Source organism: Pseudomonas lactucae, from assembly GCF_016937615.1.
GTDB classification, from domain to species: domain Bacteria; phylum Pseudomonadota; class Gammaproteobacteria; order Pseudomonadales; family Pseudomonadaceae; genus Aquipseudomonas; species Aquipseudomonas lactucae.
Genome location: NZ_JAFHKI010000067.1, coordinates 78,139 through 87,534, shown reverse-complemented (window position 1 = coordinate 87,534; position 9,396 = coordinate 78,139). Strand labels below are relative to the sequence as shown.

General features: G+C 60.8%; 6 protein-coding genes. 3 read left to right on the top strand and 3 right to left on the bottom strand.

Translation table 11 applies throughout. The features are described 5' to 3' along the window. Window positions 1-112: 112 nt before the first annotated feature. Window positions 113-685, bottom strand: a complete 573-nt coding sequence (locus JWR98_RS14000) for a xanthine phosphoribosyltransferase (RefSeq protein WP_003195447.1) — start codon at window positions 683-685, stop codon at window positions 113-115. A 58-nt stretch (window positions 686-743) separates the two neighbouring features. Beyond that, window positions 744-2,753, bottom strand: coding sequence for a DNA helicase Rep (gene rep, locus JWR98_RS13995; RefSeq protein WP_078735195.1), 2,010 nt, complete (start codon window positions 2,751-2,753; stop codon window positions 744-746). Between the two features lie 255 nt (window positions 2,754-3,008). Between rep and JWR98_RS13990 the strand changes: the two genes are divergently transcribed. After that, window positions 3,009-4,673 (top strand): putative bifunctional diguanylate cyclase/phosphodiesterase, encoded by a 1,665-nt coding sequence (locus tag JWR98_RS13990; RefSeq protein WP_078735194.1) that lies wholly within the window; start codon window positions 3,009-3,011, stop codon window positions 4,671-4,673. A 63-nt stretch (window positions 4,674-4,736) separates the two neighbouring features. Here the strand turns inward: JWR98_RS13990 and JWR98_RS13985 are convergent, their stop codons facing one another. Then, complete coding sequence (locus JWR98_RS13985; RefSeq protein ID WP_205490354.1) at window positions 4,737-6,140, bottom strand: NorM family multidrug efflux MATE transporter; 1,404 nt, start codon at window positions 6,138-6,140, stop codon at window positions 4,737-4,739. Window positions 6,141-6,292: 152 nt separating this feature from the next. Here JWR98_RS13985 and JWR98_RS13980 point away from each other — a divergent pair, with 152 nt between their 5' ends. Together JWR98_RS13980 and JWR98_RS13975 are read left to right on the top strand one after the other, a co-directional pair. Then, entirely contained in the window at window positions 6,293-7,213 is a 921-nt protein-coding gene (locus tag JWR98_RS13980) for a LysR substrate-binding domain-containing protein (RefSeq protein ID WP_078735192.1), read from the top strand. Between the two features lie 179 nt (window positions 7,214-7,392). Further along, on the top strand, window positions 7,393-9,369 hold the full coding sequence (locus JWR98_RS13975) for a methyl-accepting chemotaxis protein (RefSeq protein WP_078735191.1): 1,977 nt from the start codon (window positions 7,393-7,395) through the stop codon (window positions 9,367-9,369). Window positions 9,370-9,396: the final 27 nt, after the last annotated feature.

The following is a 9,396-nucleotide window of genomic DNA, read 5'->3' as shown; positions in this document are numbered from 1 at the left end:
CCCCGATTGCGGTGTATCAGTCACCAAATGTACTGGCTGACCCACTGCTATCGGGAGCAAGCCCCCTCCCACATTTGGACCTGTGTTCACTTGGTATTTGTTGAGCAGCAAATTATTCGATAAAGGTGACAACCCCACCCGCCAGCGACTTCACCCGCGCCAGCGACTCAACCCGATAACCCTGCGCATCCAGCTCCGCACGGCCGCCCTGGAATGATTTCTCGATCACGATCCCCAAGCCCGCAACGGTCGCGCCGGCCTGCTTGATGATCGATATCAGCGCCTGGGACGCCTTGCCGTTGGCCAGAAAGTCATCGATCACCAACACGCGGTCGCTACTGGTCAAATGACGCGGCGAGATCGCCACGGTGCTCTCGGTTTTCTTGGTGAAGGAATACACCGTCGCCGACAGCAGGTTTTCGGTCAGCGTCAGGGACTGTTGCTTGCGCGCGAAGATAACCGGTACACCCAGGTTCAGGCCGGTCATGATTGCTGGCGCGATGCCTGAGGCTTCGATGGTGACGATCTTGGTGATGCCCGAGTCCTTGAACAGCGCGGCGAATTCGTCGCCGATCAGTTTCATCAGCGCCGGGTCGATCTGGTGGTTCAAAAAGGCGTCGACCTTGAGTACCTGATCGGAAAGCACGATGCCTTCTTCGCGAATTTTCTTGTGCAGTGCTTCCACGGAAAGCTTCCTCTAATGGCGCGTTGTGCGCCGAAAGTAGATTGAAAAGTAGTCGATTCTAGCGCTTTAACATCGCGCGTATGTCGGCCAGGGCGCTGTTGCCGCGAACGGCCTTGACCTCGGTCGGGGTGTCGTCGTTGCCTTCCCAGGCCAGGTCGTCCGGCGGCAGTTCATCGAGGAACCGGCTGGGCGCACAATCAATGATTTCGCCGTATTGCTTGCGCTTGGCGGCAAAGGTGAAAGCCAGGGTCTGACGTGCGCGGGTAATGCCCACGTAGGCCAGGCGCCGTTCCTCTTCGATGGTGTCGGCTTCAATGCTGGAGCGGTGCGGGAGGATTTCTTCTTCCATGCCCATGATGAACACGTAGGGAAATTCCAGGCCCTTGGAGGCATGCAAGGTCATCATCTGTACACCTTCGGCGCCGTCTTCTTCTTCCTGCTGGCGCTCGAGCATATCGCGCAGCACCAGCTTGCCGATGGCGTCCTCGACGGTCATCTCGCCGTCTTCGTCTTTTTCCAGGGTGTTCTTCAGCGCTTCGATCAGGAACCAGACGTTGCTCATGCGGTAATCCGCGGCCTTGTCGCTGGAACTGTTGGTGCGCAGCCAGTTTTCGTAGTCGATGTCCATGACCATGCTGCGCAGGGCGCTGATCGGGTCTTCGCCAGCGCATTGCTCGCGCACTTTGTCCATAAAGCGCTTGAAGCGTGACAGGCGATCGGTGAAGCGTGTGTCCAGGTGTTCGCCCAGGCCGATTTCGTCGGTGGCGGCGTACATGGAGATCTTGCGTTCGGTGGCGTAGTTGCCGAGCTTTTCCAGGGTCGTCGAGCCGATTTCCCGGCGCGGGACGTTGATTACCCGCAGGAAGGCGTTGTCGTCATCCGGGTTCACGATCAACCGGAAGTAGGCCATCAGATCTTTTACTTCCTGGCGTCCGAAAAAGCTGTTGCCGCCCGACAGGCGATACGGCACCTGGTGGTGTTGCAGTTTCAGCTCGATCAGCTTGGCCTGGTAGTTGCCTCGGTACAGGATCGCGAAATCACTGTAGGGCCGGTCGGTGCGCAGGTGCAGGCTGAGGATTTCCACGGCCACGCGCTCGGCTTCGGCGTCTTCGTTGCGGCAGCGGATCACGCGAATCTCATCGCCGTGCCCCATTTCGCTCCACAGCTGTTTTTCAAACTCGTGGGGGTTATTGGAGATCAGCACGTTGGCGCAGCGCAGGATGCGGCTGGTGGAGCGGTAGTTCTGCTCCAGCATCACCACTTTCAAGGACGGGTAGTCGACCTTGAGCAGCATCAGGTTTTCCGGGCGGGCGCCGCGCCAGGCGTAGATCGACTGGTCGTCGTCGCCCACCACGGTGAATTGATTGCGTGTACCGATCAGCAGCTTCACCAGCAGGTATTGGCTGGCGTTGGTGTCCTGGTATTCGTCCACCAGCAGGTAGCGCACCTTGTTCTGCCATTTTTCAAGGATGTCGGCGTGTTCCTGGAACAACTTGACCGGTTGCAGGATCAGGTCGTCGAAGTCCACCGCGTTGAACGCCTTGAGCGTGCGTTGATAGTGGGTGTAGACGATGGCGGCGGTCTGCTCCTTGGGGTTGCGTGCGTTTTCCAGGGCCTGGGCGGGCAGGACCAGGTCGTTTTTCCAGGCGCCGATCATGTTCTTGATCTCATCAACGCCGTCGTCGCCTGCGTATTCCTTCTGCATGATGTCGGTCATCAGGGCCTTGACGTCGGTCTCGTCGAAGATCGAGAAGCCCGGCTTGTAGCCCAGCCGCGCATGCTCCTTGCGGATGATGTTCAGGCCCAGGTTGTGGAAGGTGCACACGGTGAGGCCACGACCTTCACCCCCCTTGAGCAGGGTGCCGACACGCTCTTTCATCTCGCGCGCGGCCTTGTTGGTAAAGGTCATGGCGACGATGTACTGGGCACGGATGCCGCAGTTCTGGATCAGGTGCGCAATCTTGCGGGTGATCACGCTGGTCTTGCCGGAGCCTGCACCGGCGAGCACCAATAGAGGGCCGCCGACGTAGTTCACGGCTTCTTGCTGCCGGGGGTTGAGTCGGGACATACGGAATTTGAGGAGTCGTTGTTCAAAAGGGCGGGCATTTTAACAGGCTGGCAAGATTCTGCTGCTCTGGATCGACGGTGTGACGTACCACTCGATCTAAATTTGCCGGTTTTGCTACTTTGCCGCAGGATGTATTGGTTTTTAGGACAATTGCTTACCGCCTGCGTATTTGATGGTACCTATCATTGGTGATTATCAGGCCGCACGTCATAATGCCCGCCGCCAACGAAATTTTGCAGAGTCTAGGGAGCTAGCTTGTCTACGCCTGTCGAACCCTTGCGTTTGCTGCTATTGGCCGATGCGCCTGAGTGGGCAGCGTTGTTGCGCGAGTGCCTGGCGCCGATGGGCGATGGGGCTGTGCTGATCAGCGCGCCAAACTGGGACTCGGTGAGTCGTCTGTTCGACGACGACCACAGCGCCGTGCTATTGACCACGCCCAGCCTGCAACCCGGCCCTGGCCGTTGCAGCCTGCCGTGCGTATTGCTGTTGGAGCAGGAACCGTTGGTAGCGCCGCTCGGTGTGAGCGATTGGCTGATCCGTGATGTGCTGGACGCCGAAACCCTGCGCCGCTGCCTGCGCCATGTGCGTGAGCGCGGTGTGCTGGAAACCACTCTGCAGCGCCTGGCCGAACAGGACCCGCTCACTGGCATCGCCAACCGTCAGGGCTTCCAGACTCTGCTGGCGGCGCGGCTGGCCGAGAACGAAGGTCGCGGGCTGGCCCTGGGGCATCTGGACCTCGACAACTTTCGTCATGCCAACGACGCCCTTGGCCATCAGGCCGGCGACCGGTTGATCCTGCAAGTGGTGTCGCGACTCAAGAGCCAGCTCGAAGCCGGCGACCAACTGGCCCGCCTGGGCAGCGACGAATTCGCCTTGCTGATCGACACGCGCCGTGCGCCCCAGCGTGCCGAATGGATGGCTGAGCGCATCACCGAAGTCATGGCCGAACCTTACTGGGTAGATGGCGAAAGCCTGCTGATCGGCTGCAGCCTCGGCGTGGCCCATGCCCGCGCCCGCGCCGGTGCCGACCCGCTGATGTGGCACGCGCATATCGCCATGCAGCAAGCCAAAAGCACCCAGGGCTGCACCTTTCATATCTTCAACGAACGTATCAACCGTAACGCACGCAGCCTGGCCGACCTGGAAAGCGAACTACGCCGGGCACTGCGCCGTGATGAACTGGAGCTGCATTACCAGCCGCGCCTGGATTTGGACGACGGGCATATCGTCGGCCTGGAAGCCTTGGTGCGCTGGCGCCATGGCGAGCGCGGCCTGTTGCCACCCAGCGAATTCGTGCCGCTGGCCGAGCAGAGCGGCCTGATCGTGCCGTTGGGCTACTGGGTGATCTCCCGAGCCCTGCGTGACATGCAAGACCTGCGTGAACGCGGCCTGCCGCCGTTGCATATGGCGGTCAACCTGTCGTTCCGCCAGTTTCAGGACAGCCAGTTGCTTTCCACCCTCAGCCGGCTGATTGCCGAGCGTGGTGTGGAGGCGCAATGGTTGGAGTTCGAGTTGACCGAAACCGCCGTGATGCGCCGCAGTGACCTGGTCAAGCAGACCATGGACGCCCTCGGTCGCCTGGGCGTGCGGTTTTCCCTGGATGACTTCGGTACCGGTTTCTCGTCGTTCGTACACCTCAACAGCCTGCCGATTGCTTTGTTGAAGATCGACAAGAGCTTCGTCGGTGGCATGGAAGAACGCGAAGAGAACCGCAAGCTGGTACACGCCATGATCAACCTGGCCCACAACCTCAACCTGGAAGTGGTGGCCGAGGGGGTCGAAACCCCTGAACAGCTTGCGTTGCTAAGGCTGTTCGGCTGCGACCAGGCCCAGGGTTATCTGATCAGCAAGCCGTTGCCGTTGCCTGAGTTGGTGGAATACCTGACGTTTGGCAAGAACCAGCAGGTTTTACTCGGTTGAATTGAGAGCCCAGTCAAACTGTGGGAAGCCCCCTCCCACAGTTTTTTTGACCGAGTAAAACCCTTACTCAGTCGTGGCGACCTGAAACGAACCTTGCGCTTGCGGCTCACGCCGAATCATGCGCTTCATCTTCGCCTCGAAGGCCCAGGTCAGGCTCACTGCCGCACAGGCCAGACCCAGCGCCAAACCCCACCACACACCGGTTGGACCCCAGCCCAGGGTGAACGCCATCAGCCAGGCCGAAGGCGCGCCAATCAACCAGTAGCAGCCCGCGCCGATCAGGAAGGTGGTCTTGGCGTCCTTGAGTCCGCGAATGCAGCCCATGGCGATGGTTTGCACGCCGTCGAACAGCTCGAACCAGGCGGCAACGGCGAGCAGGCTGACGGCCAGGACGATCACGTCATGGAACGCCGGGTTGTGGTGATCGATGAGCAGTCCGATCAGGGGATCGGAAAACAGCCACAGCACCGCGGCGAATCCCAACATCACCGTGGCACCAAAACCAATGCCGACGCGACCAGCCAGGCGCGCCTGCAGCAATTGCCCGGCGCCATAGTGCTGACCGATGCGCATGGTCACCGCGTAGGACATGCCCGCCGGCACCATGAACGCCACCGAGACGATTTGCAGGGCCACCTGATGCGCCGCCAGTTGCGTACTGCCCATGGTGCCCATGCACAGCGCGGCAAAGGCAAACAGCCCGACTTCCACCGCATAGGTGCCGCCAATCGGCAGGCCCAGGCGCCACAGCTCGCGCAGATACTGGGTGTTGAGGCGCAACAGGCCGTTGCCCAGCGGGTAAGCGGCATAAGCGCGGTTGCTGCGGATGTACCACATCAACGTCAATGCCATACCGTTGGCGACGATGGCCGTGACCAGACCAATGCCCATCAAGCCGAGTTTTGGCAGGCCGAACATACCTTCGATCAGCGCGTGGTTGAGCAGGTAATTGAGCACGGTGCCGCCGAGGCTGATCACCATCACCGGGGTGGCCTTGCCAATGGCGCTGGTGAAGCCGCGCAAGGCCATGAAACTCAGGTAGCCGGGCAGGGCGAACGGCAGGATCGTCAGGAACAACCCCGCCGACTGCACATTGGTTTCGGTCTGGCCGAACATCAGCAGCACCGGCTTGAGGTTCCACAGCAACAACGCTGCCGCCAGGGCCATCAGCCATGCCAGCCATAGCCCGGCCTGGGTCAGGCGGGTGGCGCCTTGGATATCGCCCGCGCCGTGACGGATCGCCACCAGGGTGCCGACGGCGGCAATCACGCCGATGCAGAAGATCGATACGAACGAATAGCTCGCCGCTCCCAGGCCACCGCCGGCCAAGGCTTCGGGACTCAGGCGCGCCATCATCAGGGTGTCGGTCAGCACCATCAGCATATGCGCCAACTGCGAGGCGATCAGCGGCCCTGACAGCCGCAGAATGGCCCAGAGTTCGCTACGTGCCGGATGCTGCATGATCATCACACTCAAAAAGTCAGAGGGTTGGGGGAAGGTTGATTCTCTGTGCTCCCAGCCCATTGCACAAAGGGATAAAAGCGATCGTTCGCATGATTAAAACTCATGTCTGATTGATTCTGGTAGGGTTTCGATATCCTGCTGTCGGAGCTTTCCTTATGTCTCGTCGTCTTCCTCCTCTTTATGCTTTGCGTGCATTTGAAGCGGCCTCCCGGCACAACTCCTTCACCCGTGCCGCCGAAGAATTGTCGATTACGCAAAGTGCGGTGAGCCGGCATATCCGTACGCTCGAAGAGTTTTTCGCCTGCCGCCTGTTCCAGCGCAGCGGTCGTACGTTGCAGCTCACAGAAGCGGCGCGCTTGCTGTTGCCCGGTGTACGCGAGGGCTTTGCCGCGCTGGAACGGGCCTGCCATACCCTGAACGCTGAAGATGACATCCTGCGCATGAAGGCGCCGTCCACCCTGACCATGCGCTGGCTGCTGGCCCGGCTCAGCCGCTTCCGGCATTTGCAGCCAGGCAACGAAGTGCAATTGACGAGCGCGTGGATGAGCATCGATGAAGTGGACTTCAATCAGGAACCTTTCGATTGCGCGGTGTTGTTGAGTAATGGTCATTTTCCGGCGGATTGGGAGGCTTGTTACCTGTACCCGGAAATGTTGATCCCGGTAGGTGCCCCCAATCTATTGAGCGACGGACCTTGGGATGTCGCGCGGCTGGCGACGGCCGAGTTGTTGCATCCCACACCTGACCGCCGTGACTGGCGCTACTGGCTGGAGCGCATGGGGCTGTCGTCTCAGGTGTCGCTCAAGGGCGGTCAGGTCTTCGATACGCTGGAGTTGGGCATGATCGCTGCGGCGCGCGGTTATGGCGTGTCCATGGGCGACCTGCTGATGGTCGCCGAAGACGTCGCGCAGGGCCGGCTGAGCCTGCCATGGCCAACCGCCGTGACCAGTGGAGAGAGTTACTATCTGGTATGGCCGAAAACCCGTCCCGGTGGAGAACGCCTGCGGCGCTTGGCGGAGTTTCTGCAAAGTGAGGTGCAGGCTATGGTTTTACCGGCCGTGGAGCGTCTCGATTGAGCCGGTTTCACACGATCGCGCAACCGTTTGCGGGATGCCCCTGCGATTCACTCAAGTATTGCAAAACGCTGCCGAAGTAGGTGTATCGGAACCATCGTGCACCCACGTTTTCCTCACTAGATAATTTGCCGAGCAGCGCTATGAGATCAGGAAGATCCTGGCCTCGGCCAGGAGCTGTCATGTCTCAACCTCGCGCCCGGATCGCCTCCCAGTTAGGTCTCGCATTAGCCGTGATTCTGGCTGTCGCCATTGGCGGCAGTACGGTTTTCGCCCTGCGTTCCCTCGACGCCGCCAACCTCGATACCCGTGAGGAACATCTGGCCAGCGAGGCACGCCTGCTCGCCGATCAGCTCAACACCTTTCACAGCACGTTGCGCGAGAGCACCCAACGCCTGACGGGGCTGTTTGAAAAGCGTTTCAGCGCCGGGTTGAGCGTGCAGACCGACAAGTCGATCACGGTGGCGGGTGTTCAGACCCCGAGCCTGTTGTTGGGTAGCGAAGTGCTCAACAACAACTTCACTGAGGTCGATGAGTTCAAGCAGATGTCGGGCGGCGTGGCCACGGTCTTTGTGCGCAGCGGCGATGACTTTATCCGTGTGAGCACGTCCCTGACCAAGCAGGACGGTAGCCGCGCCATCGGCACCGTGCTGGACCGCCAGGGGCCGGCTTACCAGCGTGTGCTAAGCGGCCAGGCGTATATCGGACGCGCGGTGTTGTTCGATCGCTCCTACATGACCCAATACAGCCCCGTACGCGATGCCGGCGGCAAAGTGATTGCGGTGCTGTTTATCGGTTTTGACTACACCGATGCCCAGGCCGCTCAGTTCGAAAACCTTAAGCGCTTCCGCATCGGCCAGACCGGTTCCCTGGCACTGCTCGACGAGCAAAAGCGCTGGCTGGTGCCACCGGCGGGTGTGCAGGCACTGGATCAGGCGGTGCCGGTGATGCTGGACCTGGCCAAGACCCCAGGTAAAGGCCGCTTCTGGAGCGACAGGAACGAAGACTTCTACAGCGTTTCGGTACCCTTCGACGGTGGCCCTTGGGCCGTGGTTGCGAGCATGCCGAAAGCCGAAATCCGCGCGGTTACCTGGGCGGTCGGCATTCGCCTGGTGATCGGCAGCGTGTTGGCGATGCTGCTGGCGGTAGGCGCTACGGTCTGGCTGCTGCGTAGCAAGTTGCAGCCGCTGAGTGACCTGGTACGCCAGGCTGAAGCCTTGGGCGCTGGCGACTTGAGCGCACGTCTCAATGTGTCCAGCCATGACGAAATTGGCCAGCTGGCGCGCAGCTTCAACCAGATGGGTGAGGCACTGTCGACCATGGTGTCGCATATTCGCAAGGCCGCTGAAGAGGTCAATAGTCGGGCCCAGGCTTTGTCAGGTTTGTCCGGCGGCGCTTATGACGGCATGGAGCAACAGTCCGGCGAGATCACCAGCATGGCCGGCGCTGTGGAAGAGTTCAGCGCCACCTCGCTGAATATCGCCGACAACATGGGCGCCACCGAGCGCCTGGCCCAGGAAAACGCTCAACAAACCCGAATCGGGCGCAACTCGATGCAAGAGGCGTCGTCGTCCCTGGAGCACATCGCCACCGCCCTGAACAGTACCGCCACCGTGATCAACACCTTGGGTCAACGCTCCCAGGAAATCGGCGGTATCGTCGGGGTAATCACCTCCATTGCCGAACAAACCAACCTGCTGGCGCTCAACGCCGCCATCGAAGCCGCCCGTGCCGGTGAGCAGGGCCGTGGGTTTGCCGTGGTGGCCGACGAAGTGCGTAACCTGGCGTCGCGTACCCGCGAAGCCACTGATGAAATCTCCGGCATGATCCAGAGCATCCAGAAGGAAACCGGCAACGCCATCAGCACCATGGAGCACGGCAACGCGCTGATGCAGGAAGGCCTGTCGCGCAATGCCGACGTGGCCTCGGCCCTGGCCCGCATCGACGAGCAAAGCCGCGCGGCCGGTCAGCAGTTCGCGGCGATTACCACGGCGACGCAGGAGCAGAGCAGCACCGCGACCTTGCTCAGCAGCAACTTGCAGAGCATCGCGCTGGCCAACAGCGAGCAGCGTGAAGTGGTGTCGAATTTGGCGATTACCGCCAAGGAGCTGGAGACGCTGGCGTCGGGCTTGCGTCATGAGGTGGATCGGTTCCGCTGAGGCCCCGCATTTGGATCTAAGTCAGAC